Annotated in this window: 14 protein-coding genes; all 14 read right to left on the bottom strand. The window is 42.4% G+C overall.

Annotated elements, in window-relative coordinates:
- The gene (locus tag HMPREF2686_RS01520; RefSeq protein WP_070448963.1) at positions 1-864 is read right to left on the bottom strand and encodes a helix-turn-helix domain-containing protein; all 864 of its coding nucleotides are present in this window, start codon (positions 862-864) and stop codon (positions 1-3) included.
- Positions 865-1,153: 289 nt separating this feature from the next.
- Positions 1,154-5,548, bottom strand: a complete 4,395-nt coding sequence (locus tag HMPREF2686_RS01515; protein WP_070448961.1) for a PolC-type DNA polymerase III — start codon at positions 5,546-5,548, stop codon at positions 1,154-1,156.
- A gap of 163 nt (positions 5,549-5,711) precedes the next feature.
- Positions 5,712-6,269 (bottom strand): hypothetical protein, encoded by a 558-nt coding sequence (locus tag HMPREF2686_RS01510; RefSeq protein WP_070448960.1) that lies wholly within the window; start codon positions 6,267-6,269, stop codon positions 5,712-5,714.
- A 429-nt stretch (positions 6,270-6,698) separates the two neighbouring features.
- Positions 6,699-7,103 (bottom strand): DUF5082 family protein, encoded by a 405-nt coding sequence (locus tag HMPREF2686_RS01505; RefSeq protein ID WP_049482422.1) that lies wholly within the window; start codon positions 7,101-7,103, stop codon positions 6,699-6,701.
- 9 nt (positions 7,104-7,112) lie between these two features.
- Positions 7,113-7,667 (bottom strand): DUF3592 domain-containing protein, encoded by a 555-nt coding sequence (locus HMPREF2686_RS01500; RefSeq protein ID WP_049482417.1) that lies wholly within the window; start codon positions 7,665-7,667, stop codon positions 7,113-7,115.
- Positions 7,668-7,675: 8 nt separating this feature from the next.
- Positions 7,676-8,209, bottom strand: a complete 534-nt coding sequence (locus tag HMPREF2686_RS01495) for a hypothetical protein (protein WP_053092568.1) — start codon at positions 8,207-8,209, stop codon at positions 7,676-7,678.
- Positions 8,206-9,630: a T7SS effector LXG polymorphic toxin gene (locus tag HMPREF2686_RS01490; RefSeq protein WP_049482414.1), complete on the bottom strand. Its 1,425-nt coding sequence runs from the start codon at positions 9,628-9,630 to the stop codon at positions 8,206-8,208. The genes HMPREF2686_RS01495 and HMPREF2686_RS01490 overlap by 4 nt, the downstream gene beginning before the upstream one ends.
- A gap of 45 nt (positions 9,631-9,675) precedes the next feature.
- Positions 9,676-9,966, bottom strand: a complete 291-nt coding sequence (locus HMPREF2686_RS01485) for a hypothetical protein (protein WP_049482413.1) — start codon at positions 9,964-9,966, stop codon at positions 9,676-9,678.
- 11 nt (positions 9,967-9,977) lie between these two features.
- Positions 9,978-11,075, bottom strand: coding sequence for a hypothetical protein (locus HMPREF2686_RS01480; protein WP_070448957.1), 1,098 nt, complete (start codon positions 11,073-11,075; stop codon positions 9,978-9,980).
- The gene (gene essC / locus HMPREF2686_RS01475) at positions 11,075-15,490 is read right to left on the bottom strand and encodes a type VII secretion protein EssC (RefSeq protein ID WP_070448955.1); all 4,416 of its coding nucleotides are present in this window, start codon (positions 15,488-15,490) and stop codon (positions 11,075-11,077) included. The genes HMPREF2686_RS01480 and essC overlap by 1 nt, the downstream gene beginning before the upstream one ends.
- Before the next feature lie 3 nt (positions 15,491-15,493).
- Entirely contained in the window at positions 15,494-16,783 is a 1,290-nt protein-coding gene (gene essB, locus HMPREF2686_RS01470) for a type VII secretion protein EssB (protein WP_070448953.1), read from the bottom strand.
- A 1-nt stretch (position 16,784) separates the two neighbouring features.
- On the bottom strand, positions 16,785-17,027 hold the full coding sequence (locus tag HMPREF2686_RS01465; protein WP_003013697.1) for an EsaB/YukD family protein: 243 nt from the start codon (positions 17,025-17,027) through the stop codon (positions 16,785-16,787).
- Positions 17,028-17,483, bottom strand: coding sequence for a type VII secretion protein EssA (gene essA / locus HMPREF2686_RS01460; RefSeq protein ID WP_024054630.1), 456 nt, complete (start codon positions 17,481-17,483; stop codon positions 17,028-17,030). It abuts the gene before it with no gap.
- Entirely contained in the window at positions 17,480-20,503 is a 3,024-nt protein-coding gene (esaA, locus tag HMPREF2686_RS01455) for a type VII secretion protein EsaA (protein WP_070448951.1), read from the bottom strand. The genes essA and esaA overlap by 4 nt, the downstream gene beginning before the upstream one ends.
- Between the last annotated feature and the right edge of the window lie 12 nt (positions 20,504-20,515).

Here is a 20,515-nt window from a genome sequence, read left to right as displayed (position 1 = left end):
CTAGTCTACTAAATGAACGATGTGTTTCTCAAAGTATTGTTTGTAATTTTTGTAGATTGTTTTATTGAAGAGTTCGAATATTTTTAAAGCTTCTTCGATTTTTAAAAGTGATTTTTGATTATGATAGAATTTCAGTTCCAAATATCCATCTAAATACAGCAAAATAGTTTGTTCAAAAAAATCTGTGGAATCCGCTAATATATTCTTCGTAGCCTGTTTTAAAAATAAAGATTCCTCATATAAGTCGTTCTCAATCATTATAATCAAAGAATTGAGAAGTAGTTGAATGAGAGATTGTCTATTTCTAGGTATAGAACTATACAATTTCCCTTTTTTGAGCGCCTCTTTGGCATATCTAAATAATAAATCTGGAGATAGAACACGACAGCAATTTCCAAGGATGAGCGTTTCGTAATAACCCCAGTTTTCAACAGAAAATAAATAGTTTGTAAGATAAGAGGCGTCTTGATGACTCAATTGATGATTCTTATCCATTCCCGAAACAATACTTTCAATGAAAATAGCATTTAATTTATGGTAATGAGAATTTGTCCCATGAAAAAGTTCTATTTCTTTCTCTACCATATCTAGTAATGCTTGAGCATCTTCATTATATGCAGCCTGTTTAACAGAAGCTATTAAGGTATTAAAATCCGAAGGTTGATAATGATTACAGATAAGCAGAAATTCTTCTAGTGTTACTCCTATTCTTTCAAGAAGATACAATAACTTAAAGACAGAAATCTCTGTTTCTCCTAATTCAAATCTAGATATTTGAGATTTTGAAATTTCAGCACCTGCTAATGAAGAAATAGAAATCCCCTTTTCTTCTCTTATTTTCCTATAAGTTTCACCTAAAATCATACTTATCTCCATTCCATATCGAAAAGTTATTAAGGTATAGCAAACACTACTTCCGTTAAGCTTACTCTTGTTTGAGAGTATCATTATTAGTAATTTATAGCAATCATTTTTGATAATTTCAATATATAACTTCCTAAAGTTTTAGTCTTTGGATAAAAACTTACTTATACTCTATCATATCTAAAAACCAGTAGAAATGAAAATCATAAAAAATCATCTCTACTGGTTTTACTGTTAAGTCTTAATTAGATGAAACTTAGTCGGCTTATTTGAACAAGTTGACTTTAAATTAGAACAAATCATCAAAGAGGCTCAACTGGTTATCCTCTGGCATATTGCCAAGAATGCCCATCTCATCCATCTTTTCAACCAGGGTAGACGAAACCCCGCCGCGCTTCCGGAGCTCGGTCTTAGAGAGAAATTCTCCTTCTTCACGCGCCCGCACGATTTGCTTGGCAACGTTCTCTCCTAGGCCATCCATAGCGACAAATGGCGGAATCAGGGTATCCCCATCAATCAAGAATTCTGTCGCCTGACTGCGATAGAGGTCTAGCTTGCCAAACTTGAAGCCCCGCTCCCACATCTCATTGACAATCTCAAGGGTGGTGTAGAGATCGATCTCGACGTTGGAAGCTTCATTATTCTTGCGTTTCTCAGCGATTTCCTTCATCCGCGCTTTCACGGCCTCAAGTCCAGCTCCCATAGTCTTGATGTCAAAGGCCTTGGCCCGAATCGAGAAGTAAGCACAGTAGTAATAAAGTGGATGATGCACCTTAAAGTAGGCCACACGAAGGGCCATCATAACATAGGCCGCCGCATGGGCTTTAGGGAACATGTACTTGATCTTCCCACAGGACTCGATGTACCATTCAGGGACATTGTTTTCCTTCATGGCTTGGATGTAGCCATTGCGCTCTTCTTCTGAGATCTTGAGCCACATGCCTTTCCGCACGCGCTCCATGATGGTAAAGGCCATCTTAGGCTTGAGACCCGCGTGCATGAGGTAAACCATGATGTCGTCCCGACACCCGATAACGGTCGATAGATCGGCAATGCCCGCCTTGATCAAGTCTTGGGCATTCCCCAACCACACGTCGGTACCGTGAGACAGACCAGAGAGCTGAAGTAACTCCGCGAAGGTCGTCGGATGGGTCTCTTCGACCATACCCCGGACAAAGTTGGTCCCAAACTCTGGAATCCCCAACATCCCTGTCGGCGTTCCGATCTGCTCGGCTGTCACCCCTAGCACTTCTGTCCCAGAAAAGAGGGCCATGACCCCTGGATCATCCATAGGGATATCATTTGGATCAATACCTGACAAGTCCTGGAGCTTCCGAATCATGGTCGGATCATCGTGTCCCAGCACATCGAGCTTGAGGACGTTCTCATCGATATCGTGGAAGTTAAAGTGGGTGGTCTGCCATTCAGCTGTCACATCATCTGCCGGATACTGGACCGGAGTAAAGTCATAGACATCCATATAGTTTGGAATAACAACGATCCCCCCCGGGTGCTGACCGGTCGTCCGTTTGACTCCAGCCGCACCGAGAGCCAAGCGTTCGACCTCGGCATCTCGGTAGTACTTGCCAAAATCACGCTCGTATCCCTTGACAAAACCGTAGGCAGTCTTAGCTGCGACCGTACCTACCGTTCCTGCCCGAAAGGCATATTCTTCCCCAAAGATATCCCGGACATCCAAGTGGGCACTCGGCTGGTCTTCCCCAGAGAAGTTCAAATCGATATCGGGTACCTTGTCCCCATCGAAACCAAGGAAGGTTTCAAAAGGAATATCCTGCCCGTTTTTGCTGAGCTTGTGGCCACAGTTTGGACAATCCTTGTCCGGCATATCAAAACCAGATCCATAAGAACCATCTGTGATGAACTCACTGTACTGGCACTGGCTGCAGACATAGTGAGGCGAGAGCGGATTGACCTCGGTGATCCCAATCATGGTCGCGACAAAGCTAGATCCAACGGATCCACGCGATCCAACCAGGTAGCCCCGCTCATTGGAACGGTGCACCAGCATTTGCGATGCCAGATAAATCACGGCAAAACCATTCCCCAAGATAGAGGTCAATTCCTTTTCAATCCGCAAATCGACAATATCAGGAAGTGGATTACCATAGATCTCAAAGGCTCGCTTATAGGTCAATTCCGCAACCGTTTCTTCGGCCTTGTCGATAAATGGCGTATAGAGGTCTCCCTTGACCACTTCGACCGGCTCAAAGGTCTCTGCGAGTGCATTGGTGTTTTCAATAACAATCTTACGTGCCAAGTCTTCTCCCAAAAAGGCGAATTCGTCCAGCATTTCATTGGTAGTTCTGAAATGCGCTTTTGGCAGTGGCGCTGGCTGGGCATCTTCTCCGTGCCCGATGGTCCGGTTGATCATAGCCCCTTGACCGAGACTACGGACAATGATCTCCCGATAGATCTCATCTTCCGGCTCCAGATAGTGGACATTTCCTGTCGCAAGAACAGGCTTGCCGAGACGATCCCCCACTTCGATCAAGCTCTTGATAATGGTCTGGAGCTCGTCCATGTCCTTGACCTGCTCCTTGGCAATGAGGGGCGCATAGATAGCCGGTGGCATAACCTCGATAAAGTCGTAGTACTTGGCCACTTCGACCGCCGCATCCACCCCTTGCGACATGACCGCATCAAAGACTTCCCCTTCCGAGCAGGCCGATCCGAGGATCAAGCCCTCGCGGTGGGCGTCCAGCACGGTCTTGGGAATCCGTGGAACGCCTTCGAAATACTTGGTCCCAGAAAGTGAAACCAGTTTAAACATGTTCTTAAGGCCAGTCTGGTTCTTGACATAGAGGGTCGCATGCTTGACTCGGGCCTTCTTATAAGAATTCTCATCGATCAAATCGATATTCAAGTCCTTGAGATTGGTCACCCCATGCTTTTCAGCGACATCTTTGATGAAGATAAAGAGCAGGCGTCCTGTCGCTTCCGCATCGTAGTTGGCCATGTGGTGGTGCTCCAAGCCTACCCCAAAGCGCTTGGTCAATGGCCCCAAGCCATGCCGTTTAAAATCCGGATAGAGATTGCGGGCAAATTCCAGGGTATCGATGACCGGCTGGGTGATCTTGGGAAGACCATGACGTTCATAGTTGGCATTCATGAAGCCCACGTCAAAGGTAGCATTGTGGGCGACAAGAACGGTTCCCTCACAGAAGGCTTGAAATTCCTTCAAGACCTGCATCAAAGGTTTAGCCCCACGGACATGCTCGTTGGTGATCCCTGTCAATTGGGTCGTAAAGGCGGACAAAGGATGGCCCGGATCGATAAACTCGTCAAACTCCTCAATGACATTGCCCTTGTACATCTTAGAGGCAGCGACCTGGATCAAGTCATTGTAGATGGCTGAAAGTCCCGTCGTTTCCACGTCAAAGACCACATAAGTCGCTTCATTGAGGTCCAGATCCACCTCGTTATAGGTGATGGGCACCTTGTCCTCTACGATATTGGCTTCCATCCCATAGATCAGCTGGATTCCAGCTTTCTTGGCTGCTTTAAAGCCATGTGGGAAGCTCTGCACATTGCCATGGTCGGTGATGGCCACCGCCTTATGCCCCCACTCAGCTGCCTTGGCGATCAGCTCTTCAACTTCCGGCAGGGCATCCATCGTCGACATATTGGTATGCGCGTGGAATTCCACCCGGCGCTCGCCTTCTGGCATCAGGTCTTTGCGGGCATAATGCACAACTTCCTGGATGTCTTGGACATTCATAGTTAAGTCGCGCGTGAAATTGTTCATTTCGATATTTCCCCGCACCCGTAGCCAGCTGTTCTTCTTGATCATGTCAAACTTCTGGGCTTCTTCCTCATTTTTCACCCATTTCTGAAGGGAAAAACTCGAGGTATAGTCGGTCATCTTAAAGCTGATCAAGACCCGACCAGTCCGCGTCACCTTGTGCTCCACGTCAAAGACCACACCCTCAAAGACAATCCGGTTCTCTTCTGTTGTGATCTCGATCATTGGAGTGATCTCGGCCTTGTCTAGCTTGGGTTTAGCTGCCGCCTTCTTAGCCTGGAAATCAAAGGCTGGCTTTTCTTCAACCGCTGGTGGCGGAGCCATCTGGGCCAAGGATTCCATAGCCCGCAAGGTCTCTTCATTGGCCGCTTGGAAGATCTTTTCATTTTCCTGCTCAAAGCGCGCCACTTCTTGCTCTGTCAACTCCTCATCAGACTCCACCCGACAGGTGAAACGCGGAAAACCAAAGGCTTCCAACTGTTTGGCAAGGTTAGGCAAATGATTCTTACGAAAATGCTCTGTATCGACTGAAGAAGGCCCTGAGATGATCAATTCCTGACCTTCCGCGCGCACCTGCAAGTCTTGGTAAAGCCCCTTAAAGCCTTGACTCGCGCAAGGTCCATCCTCAAAGACCTCCCGGTAGTAGGCCTGCAACAAATCCTCAGAAAAGTCCGGATTCGCCACTTGGATGGTAAAGGTCGCTTGGTTTCCCGTCTTTGAAAATTCGTCCTTCAAGCGCTGGCGCAATTCCTTAAACAAAGCAATCGGCAAGACTTCCGCAAAGGCAAAGCGGAACTCCCAGACCCGGCTGACCTTATGCACCACGACTTCTTGAATCTCCGCATGCAAAAAGGCACTGGAAGATCGCATCTCCAGCGGCATATCCAGCTGATCCATTAAAATTTCAAAGGTGTTGGACATTGTTTCTCCCTTGATCTTGATTCTTTTGCTCGCTTTTGAGTAGCCCGATTTCTATGCAAAACAAACCATTCAAAAACATTCGTAACCCTTATTTTATCACAATTTAAGGATTAATTCGAGGGAGAAGTGAAGACAAAAAAATCACCGATAGGACAGTGATTTCTCAATGATTGGTCAACAGCAGGCAATCCTGATCATTCCCCACTTGTTGCCTCTGTTTCTGAGCTGAACTTGGTGTCCGAAGTAGGTCCTTCATCTGAGACTGGACCGCTTCTCTTGAGCTTTGTTCTTGCTTTTGGATATTCTCCATAGCAGGCTGCAACTTCTGCCGGATTTCCACTTTCTCCTCTTGCTCTTTTTGCGCTTGGAGGGTCGGACGATACATAGCAAAGAAAGAACCGATGACCACGATCAAAGCGATCAGACTCACCCCATAGCGTTTTGACTGTTCCTGAGAGTCAACCTTGACGCCTTTGACCGACACCTCCTTCCACTCCGGATGCTCTTTCTCAAAGGCATCTTTCTTAGCCTTGGTCGGCATGACCAAGACTTGGTTCATTAAGGAAATCATCCCCATAACCACAAGCAAGTAGGGAATATAGCGCGATTGATTGAAGATCATAACGATCAATAACACAAGACCGATCCCTGCAATCCCCACATTAAAAGCAAAACGCATCCAAAATTCTTTCTTCAGCTGTAAATAAGTTTCTTTAGACATCGGTCACTCCTTATCCATCATTTATACTTCATCCCTTACTATCTTATCGAAATTTAGTTTGAAGATCAAGTTAGTCACTGGGTGGAGAGAGTTGAGGGGGATTTCGTTTCACAAAATTAACAAAAGATAATATAGAAAAACTATGATCGGTACACAATACCTAGAAATTAATCATAGTCTTTCTACTTAAATTGATAATTTTTCCCTTAAAATACACTATATTCTAAGGGAAAATCTTTCTGGTAAGGGATAAATTTTTATTGCTTAGAATATAAAAAGATTGAAGAAAATTATCCAAAATGGCTTTTTTCTTCAATCTGAGAAAGAATCAGTTATTTCTTTCTTAGTTGTAACTTTTCATCAATCATCCACAGTTGATAAAAAGCCTTTTAAATCAACTCTAGTAATAAACTTCAGAAATATAGCGTATTAATTAACAAAACTTTCAAACCATCCACTAATATTATTCAATAATATACCTAATTGACCAATAAATCCATCTTGTTCCATCGCTTTATTTTCATACTCGTTTATTTTATTAAGCAACTTATCTATATTTTCATTCATCGCTTTAATACTAGAATCAAAATTCTCAATTAGATCTTCTGCTGGAGTAACAAATTTTGTACTATGAAGATTACCCGTCCATGAATCATCATGTTCGTTTTTCTTAGTATCCAAAGATTTTTTCTGTTTTACAAATTCACCCTTGATAGTTCTTAATTCTTCATAGATTTTTTTTACTTCTCGAGCTTTCTTCAAATATTCTTCTTTTTTTGATTGTGCTGCACTAATCTGTGATCGAATTGCAGCTTGTTGACTAGATTTTGACATGATCCCTCCTTAATTTGCTTTCCAATTGTATATTATAGATAAAATAGTAAGTGTCACAAAAACGATCATATAAACGATGTAGAGAATGAGAAAGAGAAGAGCTAACTTTTTATACAGTTTATCTTTATTACAAAAACGTTCAACATAAGACTCTTTTGGATTTTGAGGATTATACCAGACGGTCATGGTGGATCCTTTAGGAAATGCTTCTTTTAAAACGTTTGTGTAAGAGACAATTGAGTTTCTAGAAATCACTAAATTTTCACCCAAAAGATCCGGTGTATCAGCTACCGCCTTTCGACTCATCCAAGGAGCCGATTTCACTACGGTCCAACGGTATTCCAATTGCCTCTTATAAGCTATTCCATCAACAATATATTCTACAATGGGTGGAATCACTTGTTTTGCGTATGCATAGCCAACAACAATGCCATCAACCCGTTCTGTTGATAGATTTTTCCTTCTTGCAAAACGCTTAGAAATGTAGGAGTAAATGAAGAAAGCAGTTAGGAAATAGATCGACCCGCCCCCTATTGCAAAAAGAAATATAATATATAATGGCATTTTTTAACCTACTTCTTTACTTTTAAATCCGACATCTCTAATGACATCTTTTCTTCTTGTGTCATGGTCTCGACAATTTGTTTTTGCTCGCTGGATATTGGCAAGGTCAAAATCGTAGCAGATTGATCCGGCAATACTCCACTGTCACTAATTTTATAGCCAATCCGTTGATGTTGATAAATGAATTGCCCATCATATTTCCAACTCAATGAAAATTCAAAATCCTTATCAATTTGAAATCCAGCTTTATTAATCAATAGAAAAACGGCATATTCTTGTTGATTTGATGAGAAAGTTGCGCCAGTATAGTTGATCGATAGGCTTCCTTGATTTCCAAGATCTGGATGTTCCTTCGTTAATTTTTTACCTAATTCAATTAAATTAGATTCTTTTCCTTCATACTGTGGTGCTACTATAAATTTCAATGTCTGTCCTCCTTTATTTTCGTTTCCTACATTTTTATTTGATGATACATTTTCCCCTGAACACGCTACTAAAAAGAATGAAGTAACCATCAATAATAATATTTTATTTATTCTCATTTAAAACCTCTTCCAATCCATCTGAAAAATCCATCCGGCCAAATATAAGGAATAGTAACATCCGCATTTATACCTAAAAATGCTTTGGCTCCAGCCTTTAAATTTATAGTACGGACATCCCAATTTTCATCACCTAAGAAACTATCATATGCTCTTTCTTCTTTGACTTTTAGTGTAAGTGAGCCTCCTTCAGAAGCTTCAGGAGTAACAGACATTGCAAGTAAGTTTTTCCCAACTTTTTCTCCATTTTCATCAGTTGCTTTGTAGTGAAATAGCTCAAATCCTATTTCAGCTGAAGTAGATGGACCTGATCCATCAATATCAAAGCCAAATTCTGATTTATCAGATGTAATATAGGCATCTAAGTCAACAGTATATGAAGCTGCACTAGTTTTACCTTCTAAATAAACCGTATCAAAAAGAGTACTTACACGTCCTTTCGCACTTGCAACCTCACCTTTAGATTTCAAATAAAGACCACCAGTACCAAATCCAAATTCATTTTGTAGCTGGGCAGCGTTTATTTCACCCGTTCCCTTAAAAAATGGACCAAGTTTTAATTCTACATTACTAGACAAGACTTTTACATTAGAATAGAATTTTGTCATCCCATTTTCTACGATAATCGATCCATCATTTTTTAATAAACTACCACCGATATACCCATAATAATCTTTGCCCCAACCTTTTGCCATCTGGCCTTCTAAAACTGAATAATATGCTGTATTATATGAATACGGATCTTGTTTTCGTTTATTATCAAGTATAGAGCCGTTCCCTTTTATATACCATTCTTCTTGTTTCAATTCTTTAAATTTTGCATTATTGTATTTACCGCTAGATGTGACATAATTATTTAAAATATTTGTGATCATTGTATCCAATTTACTAATGGATGTCAAGATACTTTCCGCACCTTTAGATAACTCATCATCTTTTGTCTTAAAATCTTTATTAACTGTTTCTAAATTTGTATCTAAGGTAGTAAATCCATCAGTCAGTTTACTTGTATTAGTTGGAGAAACAGAAATATATTCTGCTGCTTTTTCTTCGTTACTTGCAAGATCATCTATATCACTAGTGACAGCTTTAGAAATATTTCCAAGTGATTTTTTCACATCATCTACTCGTGAACTTGATACCTTACCAGACTCATTTGATTCGAATTCAAGAAATCCTTTTTTTATTTTTTCAATGTATTCCTTTACATCTTTCCCAACCTGTAATAAAACATAGGTTGCATTTACCGAATTTTCCTGCATAAATGACTTATACTGTTCCGCACCTGTACCTTTAAAATTCAAGGAATTCGTCAGAACAGTTAGAGTTTTCTCAACATTATATAACTGAGTTTCTAGGTTCGTATAGGCTGTACTTCCGGTAGTATCAATTGCACTTAATTTTGAATTATCCAGTTTCATATTTTCCCTTTCCAATACTACAAAATTTTTTAATTGTTCTCAAATTTATTTACTACTTGTCAGCCCTTCTCCATGAGTGGCAATGGTAGAATCCACAGCCATCCATTCGGATCTAATTACTTCCAGATTCTTAACATCTTGGGCTAGTAATTTTTTGTATGACTTAATCACATTATTAAAATTAGTTACAATATCTTTCAATTGAGTAATAGTTTCTAATTCAAGACCGTCTGTCTCAATCTTCAATATTTCATCCAAAACACTATCTTTTGATTTTGTTAGTGCATCTATTTCTGTCTGAAAACCTTCTGGAACAATTAGGATTTGATCTGCCATTATTTTCTCCTTTACTTACAATTTACTGTACAAAATAAACTCTCATCTAAAACAATCAAAAAGTTATTCCTAATCGTTTCTAATGATTTAGTTATTATCGATTTGTTATATTCAAGATAATTAACCCCAGACAACCATAATACAACGAATAAATTTGTATAAACCTTCGGTTTTTCCTCCAGTAAATAATTATTTTGTCGCCTGATTTGCTCGATATATTTAGTTAAAATTTCATCATTAAACATATGTCGTTCAATTTTATTTATCTCAGGAATATACATACCCATATCAGCACCATCAATAGCTAATATGGGCTGAAATTTTTTATAATGTTCTGTTAAAATCTGATAAGTCAGAAAAACATCCTCTGATGTATATAATAATTCATTCTTTTCTTCAAAAAAATTTGGATTCGAATGGATTAATAACCCTCTCTTACCTCTCTCTTTAACCACTATTTTCTTAGGAACTATATCATCAGGGGCCAGGGGAAAAATTATTGACTCGGGGCGATATGGATTATGTGATATAGAGATTTCTTTCTCAAACATTTGTATGACATTCTCTTCTACATTTCCTAAAATGAATACTTTAGATTCCATACCTTGAAAAAGTATTTCTTGGACAAATCTAACATCCTCTGATGTAATTTTTTGAATTTGATTAAATAGATTATATCTTGAGAAGCGTTTATTTTGTCCAAGAAATTCTAATATAGATAAGTTAAAGATATCAGGAAAATCATTTTCTTTCGTTAAATATTCTTCTACAAACTCTTTTTTATTCTTTTCGAACACTTCATTAGGATTGTACAACAAAAACTGATTCAATTTTTTTATATCTTCTTCAATTTTCTTTGAATTGCTAACAAACGAAATTGTAGTATTACCTGGATTAACTGAAATCTCAATATTTTTTCCTAATATTTCCTGAGCAAATTGTTTCTTGATATTTGCCAAAAATAAAATAGAAGCTGGATTAACTCGATAAATCTCATTATCTATTTGATACTCTTGTAAAGTAAAACCAAAATTATAACCGAATGTTATATAGATTCTATCTTTATCATAATCAAAAGGTTGGATTAAAACATCGTATTTTTTTGACATTATTCTACTCCTTTCACTAATTTCATAGTTTGATAATGATTTCCATCGACCATATAAGCAACTGATTTTTTCAAAGTAGGTTCCGAATATTTCACATTCGACACACTTATGATTTTCTGATCATTCAATCGCATTTCAGCAACAGCATATTTTAGTTGCTTAATAAATTTCGAAACAACATTTAGACTATTAGATAACATAGGGAGAGTTGTGATGAAGCTATATACCTTAACTTTAGGTCCGTTTGTCATGATATATAGTATTTTATCAGACAATACCTCATTCTCCTGAATCAAGTCTCCAATTCCATCCCAAATTATTACCATTGGTTTAGGAAGCACTTCATCTAAATCAATATTTTCACTGACTAAATCATACATTTCTTCTATGGCATTTTTCCTTCCCAAAGGCGAATCTATTTCATTTGAGATACGAGATTGTTTTTGAGATTTCGAAGTTGTCAAAAGAATAGAGTCGAAATGGAGTTTTTCGAAACTTAACAACATAGTGTTGATAATATTAAGCTTTTGCCATTCTTGTTCAAAAATATATAAAAGATTTCCTTTAATTAAATCCCAACTTAATGGTTGAACATTTTCCAGATCCAATCCGAGTGGCACTTTTCCTTCATCCAGCAAGGCTGCTACATCCTCACGTCCGTAGAAGGCTGCTTCTGTCAACTCATCTGGCACCATTGGGATGCCTGCTGGTGTGTGGCCTGTCCACATTTCTTTGAGACTTTGGACTTGGTCGCGGAGATTGTTGATGATTTGGATATCATTGTCCCCTGCGACTGGTAGAGCGAACTGGACGACATCGACTTCGTCACGCTTCATGAGGGCCCGTCCCTTGATGTCTTCCATAGTAGACGCCAGTGGAGTTGCTCCCACGATGCCGCGGACTTCAGAGATATCATTTTGCGGCAAGGTCAGCTGGTGCTTGAAGTTGGAATAGAGCTGAGCCCGTAGGTTGTTCTGACGGCTAGCTGTGATGATCAGGTGCACACCGATGCTGAGACCTTCACGAGAGATCCGCATGAAGAGCTTGAAGAGATCTGTCTCATAAGGCTCGTCCTTCATAGACTCATAGCTATCCATGAGGATGACCATGGTAGGCTCTTGCTTACCGGTCACTTCACGGTAGAGGGCGATGGTGCCGACCCCATGCTCCGAGAGGAGCTTCTTGCGACGATCCAACTCGCGGTTGATGATTCGGATGAATTTCTGGATTTTCTCCGTCTGATCAAGTAAAAGGCTATCGGCCACATGTGGCAATTGGCTCAATGGTGCTAGACCATTGGTTCCGAAATCGAGCAGGTACATGGTCAGATTTTCTGGACTCTGCTTACGAGCCAGATCCATTGCGGCTGTCTGAAGGAAAGTGGTCTTTCCTGTACCTGGACTTCCGTAAAGGAGGATGTTCCCATCTTTTGACAGATCGATGGCGACCGCTTCTTGCTTTTGCGCCTGCGGGATATCGGCTACCCCGATCAGGACGCTTGGAGCTGTCCGTTTTTGCCAAGCCTCGATCGGCACGACCTTGTCCAACTCATCCAGCGTGATCCGCTCTTTGAGCGGTGGCAACCATGGTTGGGCCACAGCTGCGATGCCTTCTTGTTGGTGCAAGTGGTTGATTTCTTGCACGATGACATCCAGCTCTGTCGGCACTTCCTTGATTTCTTCTGCCATATCCAGACCAGAGAGGTCTTGGTTGAGGACTTCGTATTGGCCCAGTTCATTGATCAAGTAGATGGTATGGTCTTCGATCCCTAGCTGGTCCTTCTCAGGCTGGTAGTCTGCTCCTGACCAAGCGGTTTGGAAGAGTTCATAGACTTCGTTATTTCCGACTTGGAGGTAGGCACGACCGGTCTGGGTGATCTCAGCCGCATCTGCCGTCCGCAGCATCTCCATAGAGTCCCCACGATCTGCCACCTTGAGGGCTAGCTTGAAGCGGGAGTTGGACCAGATCTGGTCATCCACGACCCCAGAAGGTTTTTGCGTCGCAAGGATCAAGTGCACCCCGAGGGAACGCCCGACACGTGCGATAGAGACCAATTCCTTGATGAAGTCTGGTTGGTTGACCTTGAGTTCGGCGAACTCATCACTGATCAAGAAGAGGTGAGGAAGCGGTTCTGTCGCTTCACCGAGTTTAAATTTCTTTTGGTATTGGTTGATATGGTTGACCCCATATTGACCAAAGAGGCGTTCCCGACGATGGATCTCCGCATTGATAGAGGCTAGGGCCCGCATGGACTGGGCGCCATCCAAGTTGGTGATGGTCCCAAGCAAGTGAGGCAGATCCTTGAAGAGATTGGCCATTCCCCCACCCTTGTAGTCGATGAGGAGGAAAGCCACATCGTGTGGGTGGAAGTTGACGGCAAGGCTCAGGATATAAGACTGAATGGTTTCAGACTTACCAGAACCGGTTGTCCCTGCAATCAAACCGTGTGGTCCATGGGCTTTTTCATGGAGATTGAGGTAGACCAAATCGTCCTTCCCGCGCAGACCAATCGGCACTGCCAAACTTTGGTAAGGGGCATGGCTCTCCCAACGACTCAAGACCTTGAGGTCATTAAAAGTTTCCGCCTGGTACATTTCAAGGAAGGTCACCGAGTCTGGAATTGAACTCTTAAGCTGTTGGATATGCTTGAGAGGGGCAAGGCCACGCGAGATGGCTTCCTTGTCATAACCTTCAGGGAAGTGATCCAATTGGAAGTCAAGCTCACGAAGAACCCCTTCTTGCAAGAGCAATTGCCCTTGGTTGCGGTCCTTGATGGAGATAACGGTTTGGATATTTTCAGAAAGAGATGAGAGCACATCTGCCACATAGATGATAGAGCATCCTAGCTCTGTCGGATCCTCACGGAAGAACTCCATGATGACATGGTCCAAAATCAAGGTTTCATCGGTGATGAGGACCACATAGTGCGGGTGGAAGATCTTGGTATCATTGGCTTTTTCTTCCTCTTTTTGCGCCTTGCGGAGCTTGAGGATTTGGTTAAGACTGTTCAAGACCTGATCGCGTGTCCGCTGATTGTAGACAAAGCTACGGACATTCATATCTTGCAGAGTTGCATGAGGTAACCAGCGCATCCAATCCCAGCTTTCTTTTTCCTCTTCTGGAATGATCGGAATAATGGTCAGATCATGGTAAGAGTGAAAGACAGCTAATTGGGCAACCAGGAGTTGCAACTGTTCTAGCACGATAGGGCGAGGACCGACGTACCCTACAGGTCCCCGATTTAGGCTTGCTACAATCGGAAGATTGTCGATCTTTTGATGAGCTTGGAACAGAGTATAGCCTTCTTCTTCCAAGGCATCTTTCTTCCCACTACGCTCTTCCTGACCATATTTGAGCTCATAGCTGGTTGGAACCTTGCCTAAGCCCAAACGATAGGCCAAAAAGTCAAAATGAAGCGGTGTTTTTTCGTAGATCCGCGAGTCATAGCGTTTGACCATCTTGGTCAAATCTTCGATCGCTGGGAAATGGTAAAACATGCCTTCTCGCTGCTTCCGAGATAGCTGTTCCAAGTCCTTGGCCTTGTCCTTGAGATAGAGATGGTAGAGCTCCACGCGCTCTTTCTTGTCTTCTTTGTATTTCTTACGATTCTTGAAGAAGCCTTGGACCGAAAAGATCACACTAACCACAGACATGGATACTGTCGCGATGATGTAGAGCCCCCGCGGTTGGAAAATGGTGATCAAGAGGGTCACCCCAACCATGATGAGGGGTGGCATGATCAACTTCAAGAGTTCATCAGATGGCTTTTGAGGCTCCGCTCCAGGAGGATTGATCAAGATCTTGTCTTCCGAACTCCGGTAGATGATCCGAGGAGACCGGTGGTACTCTGGATAGTCCTTGTAAAAGTCATAGCGTGAATGCAAACGCGGCACTAGATAAGGACTTACTTCGACAGCCCCTTCCACGCCAAATTCTTCCGGATAGAGCTTAAAGGTCACATCTCCAATGGCCAGCTCATCCCCAAAGGCTAGTGGAAAAGTCGCTTCACTGACGAGTTTGTGGTTATGGTAGAATTTTCCAGATAAGAGCTGGCAAGTCCAAGTCTGCTCTTTTTTCACAAGGAGAAAGCGCACGGGATAATGCACGCGCACATCCGCACCCTCTTCATCTGCTACCAGGATTTCTTCCTTGTCTAGCAGTTCATAAGTATGGACTTCCCCTGTCGCTAAGTAGCAGACTACATCACCAAGGATCTTGCTATTTTCAAGCACACCCTTGTCTTCACCATACTGGTAGAAGATTTCTCCTTGACTCCATTGGAAATGAAGGGGATTTTCTTGCGAAGCCAGGGTCAACTGAGCTGTTTCTTGATTCGATACGGTCGCTGTTTTCCCCTCTTCTAGCGCTAGCTCATAGCGAAAACCTTTTTTATAGAGTATGATACGTTTTTTCATAGACTACTCCTTGTGGTCGCTAGACTCAGTCGAGCTTGCAGTTGTAGAAGACGAGCTTTCTGTTGAGGAACCTTCTGTAGACGAAGCCGTTGTTGAGCTGCTAGTGGAAGCTTTGGTTTCATCTGTCTCTGCTTCCAAGAGTTTAGAGCGGGCATCCCAGTATTTCTTGTATTCGCCCTCTAGCTCAGAGAGTTTCTTCTCGCGCTGTTCACCAGAGAGTTTTTCGCTATCACGTGTCGCCTTGATTTCTTTACGAAGGGCATAGATGATCAAGTCTGAATCGTCGATCCGCTTGGCTGTATCCAGCGCTTGGGTAAAGTCATGACGTCCGATATAGATCCAGTAGTGGAGATAGAGGCTGTCTGACTTGAGCGTGACGTTGTTAAGGATGACCTTCTTTTGGTCCTCTGAGAAATTCAAGCCTTGCAAGTAAGACGTCGCCAACTCATATTTCTGTGTCATTGGAAGACTACTTGGAGCCACTCCTTCCAACTCATCGATCACACCGGTATAGTCTACCTTGAGGTAGGCTGTATCCGCTTGAAGCAACTTTTCTTTAAAGGGTGCTTGGAAAAAGACCAAATAGATCAAAGGCAAGAGTAAGAGAGCCACTACAGCTGAAAGCCAAACTGTTGCCAACTTAAAGATTCGGTGTTGACGGCTTGAAACCAAGGTCAAGGTCTTTTCTTCCTCTTCCTTGCGTTCTTGATAAGCTTTCTCTAAGAGACCTTTCATCTCTTCTAAGCTAGCGGCATCACGGATTTCCACCAAGAAATCTGGCAGATCTTCTAATTCAAGTGTGCCTTGATAGAGTTCCATGAAGTCCCAGTCCCCAAAAAGAGTGACGGCATAACACTTGGCCTGACGCAAGAATTCAACCTGATCCCACTTGCGTGGCACCATCATTCCCGGAACCCCGCGGTAAGCGATCTTGACTTGCGCATCCTTGGTCACAAACAAATTGATAGGATGCAACATAAAGGTCACTGGAAGCTCCAAGGCCGGCGCCAAATCTAAGACATTAATGGCTAGACGCAGACGGTCTGATACTGGTAATTCTTGGATTTCTTCAGCACTCAAGCCTAGAGCATCTGTTTGATAGGTCAGATGAATCTGGTCTTGATCCGCTGTCATGCTTTGCTCTAAAAACAAGGGATGATGGAGATCCAAAATCCATAAATTGCGTAAATCCTGGCTATCCACTTCTGAACGCTTGAGGTCCAGCCGCCAGCTCGTTTCTTCTTTTTCAAAACGGAAGACTTGTTCTTCCAGTGTAAATTGTTCTTCTTTCACCTTACCACTCCTCAATCTCGATCAGATCACCACTCGTGATCGGATACTCTTGTACCACCTTGCCTTCATCTAGCAAGATGCCTTTATTTACCACGCGCAACTGATACTTGCTTCTAGGTTCCATGGCAGACCCAAAGATCTGATCCAATTCCCGAATCAAGCGTCGCACCTCCATCCGCGTTGGGATTCGGAGGTCATGGCTTGCACCATTCATACGGAAGGTGACATTGATATGTTGGTCCATTTAGGCCTCTTTTCTATAGATTCGATAGGAAATATAGCCAGCAATCCCAAAGAGAAGAGCACTCCAAGCCAGCATTTGCAAGGCTGGAATAAAATCCGACAAGCTGGCCGAATTGTCCTCCACATTGGACTCGAATTTAGATAATTTTTGATTTTCAGGCTGGAACAGGTCCGCTTCAGGCCCCGTTTTTTTCTTTCCCTTTATAGCAGAAAACAACTGGCCGTCTGAATCGGTCAATTGTTTCTCTTGCTTGCGTTTTTCATCTGCTAATTTTTTCTGATCCTTCTCATTGAAAAGAGACTCAGTCGCATCCAATTGGCCCCCAAGTGTCTTTTCCTGCTCGGTCTCAAGACGTGAGTTGTTGACCTGCAGACGATTATCAATAAAATCATCTGCAGAAACAACAACCGCTGGCAAGAGACTTAAGACAAAGAGAAGATACATCATTTTTTTCATAAGCTTGATTCAATTTCCTTTGTTTGAGTAAACTTCTTTGGAACGAAGATATTTGCAAGGGCCAAAAGTCCGAAGAAGACTAACAATCCGAAGAAGACGCCGATACCGGCTGTTTGTCCATCAAAGTAACCCGCAAACTGTCCTTCTAAAATAGAAAGGAGGTTGACATTTTTCACCAGTGCTGGAAGGCCTGACAAGGTCGCGGTCGTTCCGATCGCACTTGATAGGTAGACATAGCTGATCAACATGAAGAAGGCCAGTCCCATTCCAATCACACGGAAGTGTTTCAAGAGAAGGTATTGCAGTTGTACCAAGACAAAGCTTGCTAGAACCGCTAAGAATACCCAAGAAGGTACATATTCACGACCAACAGAGAGTTGAATACTTGAAATCATTCCGATCACCAGTCCAAGGATGAGAGAGAGTCCCACAAGGACACCAACAGACAAGAGATCTGATTCTTGCAAACGATCCAATTTGAAACGATCCTTAACCTTACGGATGATTGGCTGAGTCGCAAAGAGATAAGCTGTAAAGAGGCTCAAGACTTCCAACATAAAGATCCAGATAAATGGACGGTAGACGTTGATGGTCGCTTTCACAGAAGAAGATTTTTCTGCAACTGGGTTTGACAAGAAGTCAAGCAAGACTTCATTCGGTACTCCGTTTTCATAGGCATTGTTGAAGACCTTACGGAAGGCTTCGACGAAGTTCCCATTTTCAGACAATTCCTTGTCGAATTCACCCATCAAACTTTCCGCATTGCTAGACAATTTCTCTGTATTGCCTTGGGCTTTTTCCAATTCTTTGTTCAATTGGCTAAAGATTTCATTGGTAGAGTTAGCAGCTTCCACATTGCTACGAGATGAACTCTTAACACCTTCTGTCGAGCTCAATAAGGAAGTGTATTCAGAACCAAGAGCAGACAAGTCTGCATCCGTCTTGGTTTGAGCTTCGGTAACGGTTGCTTGTGCAGTTGAGATAGCCTCTAAGCGTTTTTGAAGGTCTGCATACTGCGTCAATTGATCATTGATGTTTTGGGTTAGATCTTTGTTGGTATTTTCGATTGCTGTAAGGTTAGCCTGTAATTCTGGTCCCAAGACTTGCAACTGTTGGAGTGTACCATCTAACTGGGCTTTCACACTCTTCGTTGCATCCCCAGATTCATCCGTTTCAATACTCTTACGGTAGTCCTTCATATTACTTGAAACGGCAGCCTTCACGACATCGACCAAAGCATCTGTCAAATCCATATCTTCGATCGGATCATAGAGCGAATGACGATTTTCCTTTTCATCTTTTGGATAGTAGGCATCGATCAATGCTCCTGCGCGTTGATAATCCAAGGCGATTTCACTAGCTTTCGATGCATAGTTAGCGACAGCTGTTTTCAAATCTTCTGCAGATACGGTCACACTGGTTGAAGAAACCCCATTCACAAGGACTTCAACATCAATCGCGCTCGGCATAGCTCCTCCATCTTCAACAAGGTGAATTTGAATTTGTTTGCCATCTTTCAGTTCGACTTCCTGCTCACCACTGCCTGCATAAGTCTGTCCATCATAGGTCCAAGTATCAACCTTGACTCCTGCAGGGACATGAATACTGACTTTCTGTTTCCCAGATTTAGCATTAAGGACATCCGCAACTGCCGTTAATTTGGCATCCACTTCAGCAGCCAATCGTTTTAATTCATCGGCATTCCCTTTTGCTTGCGCCTTCGTTCCAGCAAAAGCACTATCAAAATCAATCGCTGCGTTGAAATTCCCATACTTATTCAAATTCAGACTAGCAGGATCTAAAGACGGAAGTTTTTCAATTGCTTTACGAATATCTTCATCCGCTTTATTACGTGCTTCACTTAATGTCTTGATACTCGTCTTTCCAAGCAAGGTACGAAGAGTGACTTTGTCTCCTTCTTTTAGACCATAGTAGTCAAGGATCTTCGCTTTTACAGTAGACTCGATGTTCTTTTCGTGCTCATCTAATTTGTCGCGTTCTGCCTTGATCCCTTTTTCGAGGTCTGCCACACGATCATTCACATCTTTTGTCAAGCCTGCATAGGTCTTGGTCCCTGAAGAATCTCCTTCTGTTTCAGTTGGTTGACTCAATTGTTTGGTAATTGCTTCTTGGTTTTGTTGTAGATTCTTATACAACTCTTGGGTCTTTTCACTGACAACAGACTGGTTCATGGACATCAGCTGGTTCATGAACTCTTCATGGCTGATCTTATCCTCAGAGCGTTGCTTGATCAATGTGTCGAAGTTTTGACCGTACTGATCCTGAGATTGGGTCAATTGATCAAAAGCCTGTGTATAAGACTCAAGGACTGTCTTCAAGGCATTGTTCGACTCAACAGATGACGTAGACAAGCTATAGAGACTTGGGAAGATATTCTTGGAATCCAAGGCTGAATCTAGCAAGTTGCTCCGGTAAGAACCAATGTTGGTAGATTGAATTTTGTTACTTGTTTCCACGTTCTTCTGAGCTGTATAAAGGTTGCTCAAAATGCTGACCATATACATATCAACCAACTGGCTATTCAAGTCTGAAACGATATCTTTAGCGACTTTATTGGCCTCGTTCTCAACCTGAGAATTTCCAGCCGCATTGACCTTATACGTCACCGTTGTCTTCTCTGCATTAACCGCGTTCACTTCCAAGACCTTCTCTGAGAAGTCACTTGGAATGACAATCATCAACTGGTACTTGCCATCTGCAAGCCCTGACTCAGCAGCTCCACGAGGGAGTACAGACCAGTTTTGCGAATTATCCCGTTCGATATTCTTTACATAGCTAGCCCCAAGGTTGTATTCTTTATCATTCAGTTTGACCGCCTTGTCTTCATTGACAACCGCAATGTTGAGCTTGGTGTTTTCTGTCGTTTGCACGGTCTTGGCTTCGTTTTGCTTTTGGTCCTTTTGAACCGTCGTATAAAGACCCACGACAGATCCCATCAAAAGGAGCACAACCGCACTCTGACCGATGTATTTTAACCATTTTTTATTTTTAACTTCCATACCTTTTCCTTT

Source organism: Streptococcus sp. HMSC057G03 (assembly GCF_001808745.1).
Lineage (GTDB): Bacteria > Bacillota > Bacilli > Lactobacillales > Streptococcaceae > Streptococcus > Streptococcus parasanguinis_Z.
Note: the sequence above shows the minus strand (reverse complement) of the source record. Positions and strands in the feature narration are given on the sequence as shown.

Coding starts and splice junctions, on each gene's coding strand:
- HMPREF2686_RS01520 (WP_070448963.1), bottom strand. CDS start 864: ATGATTTTAGGTGAAACTTATAGGAAAATAAGAGAAGAAAAGGGGATT.
- HMPREF2686_RS01515 (WP_070448961.1), bottom strand. CDS start 5,548: ATGTCCAACACCTTTGAAATTTTAATGGATCAGCTGGATATGCCGCTG.
- HMPREF2686_RS01510 (WP_070448960.1), bottom strand. CDS start 6,269: ATGTCTAAAGAAACTTATTTACAGCTGAAGAAAGAATTTTGGATGCGT.
- HMPREF2686_RS01505 (WP_049482422.1), bottom strand. CDS start 7,103: ATGTCAAAATCTAGTCAACAAGCTGCAATTCGATCACAGATTAGTGCA.
- HMPREF2686_RS01500 (WP_049482417.1), bottom strand. CDS start 7,667: ATGCCATTATATATTATATTTCTTTTTGCAATAGGGGGCGGGTCGATC.
- HMPREF2686_RS01495 (WP_053092568.1), bottom strand. CDS start 8,209: ATGAGAATAAATAAAATATTATTATTGATGGTTACTTCATTCTTTTTA.
- HMPREF2686_RS01490 (WP_049482414.1), bottom strand. CDS start 9,630: ATGAAACTGGATAATTCAAAATTAAGTGCAATTGATACTACCGGAAGT.
- HMPREF2686_RS01485 (WP_049482413.1), bottom strand. CDS start 9,966: ATGGCAGATCAAATCCTAATTGTTCCAGAAGGTTTTCAGACAGAAATA.
- HMPREF2686_RS01480 (WP_070448957.1), bottom strand. CDS start 11,075: ATGTCAAAAAAATACGATGTTTTAATCCAACCTTTTGATTATGATAAA.
- essC (WP_070448955.1), bottom strand. CDS start 15,490: ATGAAAAAACGTATCATACTCTATAAAAAAGGTTTTCGCTATGAGCTA.
- HMPREF2686_RS01465 (WP_003013697.1), bottom strand. CDS start 17,027: ATGGACCAACATATCAATGTCACCTTCCGTATGAATGGTGCAAGCCAT.
- essA (WP_024054630.1), bottom strand. CDS start 17,483: ATGAAAAAAATGATGTATCTTCTCTTTGTCTTAAGTCTCTTGCCAGCG.
- esaA (WP_070448951.1), bottom strand. CDS start 20,503: ATGGAAGTTAAAAATAAAAAATGGTTAAAATACATCGGTCAGAGTGCG.